General features: G+C 56.6%; 1 protein-coding gene. It reads left to right on the top strand.

Annotated elements, in window-relative coordinates:
• The first annotated feature begins 54 nt into the window (after positions 1-54).
• The gene (locus tag KGB28_RS01860) at positions 55-1,083 is read left to right on the top strand and encodes an IS110 family transposase (protein WP_223441675.1); all 1,029 of its coding nucleotides are present in this window, start codon (positions 55-57) and stop codon (positions 1,081-1,083) included.
• Positions 1,084-1,342 lie beyond the last annotated feature (259 nt).

Below are 1,342 nucleotides of genomic sequence, written 5' to 3'. Positions count from 1 at the left end.
CCCCCTGTGATCGCCCACTAAGCTTTCACAGGGGGCTTATCGGAGATCATTGCCATGAGCAAAGTAGCTATTGCCGCCATCGATCTGGGAAAACACACCTTTCATCTACATGCACAGGATGATCGTGGTCACGAGCTGTACCGAAAAAAATTCAATCGGGTAACGCTCATGCAGCACCTGGCAAATCTCGAGCCCTGCACCATCGTGATGGAAGCCTGTGGCGGCGCCCACTTCATGGCACAGGAGGCCATCAGGATGGGACATGCGCCCAGGCTCATCGCACCTCATCTCGTACGCCCTTACGTGAAAAGCAACAAAAATGACTTCGCTGATGCCGAGGCGATCTGCGAAGCAGCGACTCGTCCGACGATGCGTTTTGTGCCGGTAAAAACTCAGGCCCAGCAAGTGCTAGCCATGCTGAACTCCACCCGAGACTCGTTCATCAAGGATCGCACCGCAACCGTCAATCGGATTCACGCCGCGCTTCTGGAAGTTGGCGTGAGCCTGGCCCCGGGCTTCAAGTCGATCAACGCTCTACCGGAGTTGCTTGAGGCGAGTTCAATTTCTGAGCCCTACAAAAAAAATCTGATGAGGCTGTATCGACATTTCAAGCATGTGGAGGAGGAGATCAAGTCGCTGGATAAGGACGTGGAATGCCAGGCCGCTGAAGATGATCTGGCGACTCGTTTGATGACTCTGCCGTGTGTCGGCCCGATCACCTCCACCGTCCTGGCTGCCGAGCTGGGTGATGGCAAGCAGTTCAAATGCGGCCGAGGCTATGCAGCTTCCATCGGACTGGTCCCCAAGCAACATTCCACGGGCGGCAAGTCCGTCCTGCTGGGCATCAGTAAGCGCGGTGATCGCAACCAGCGACGCCTGCTCGTCCAGTGCGCTCGTGTTTACTTGATACAACTGGAGCGACAGAAAGGCGCTTTGGCGGACTGGGTCCGCCGGTTATTGGCGTCGGGACATCACTCCAATCTAGTGGTTTGTGCGCTGGCCAACAAGCTGGCAAGAATCGCCTGGGCGATTGCGGCACACCACACTGAATTCGATGCGGGGCCAGCCGCGATGAACGCCTGACCCCGCTGTCACCCAAGCACCACCCACCTGGTTTTGCGATGCTGGATAACTGATGACGTGAACGGCCAACCGGCCTGACGACAACCCTGGGCTCTCACACGGCTGAAAGGCCGTTCCACTAATTAGGGTCGTTGGGCATCGATTCTCATCGAGGCGCGGGGCGACAACCCCAACTCAGACGCCGGATAGATGAAAGCAAGCCAAACACGACATCAACAACAGTATTGCAGAAAAGGGGGTAACCATAGATGTGGGAGCG

The sequence above is a fragment of the Pseudomonas sp. BF-R-19 genome (assembly GCF_019956445.1).
GTDB classification, from domain to species: domain Bacteria; phylum Pseudomonadota; class Gammaproteobacteria; order Pseudomonadales; family Pseudomonadaceae; genus Aquipseudomonas; species Aquipseudomonas fluorescens_BH.
The sequence above is the reverse complement of the archived record's forward strand: the minus strand, read 5'-3'. Positions and strand labels throughout refer to the sequence as shown.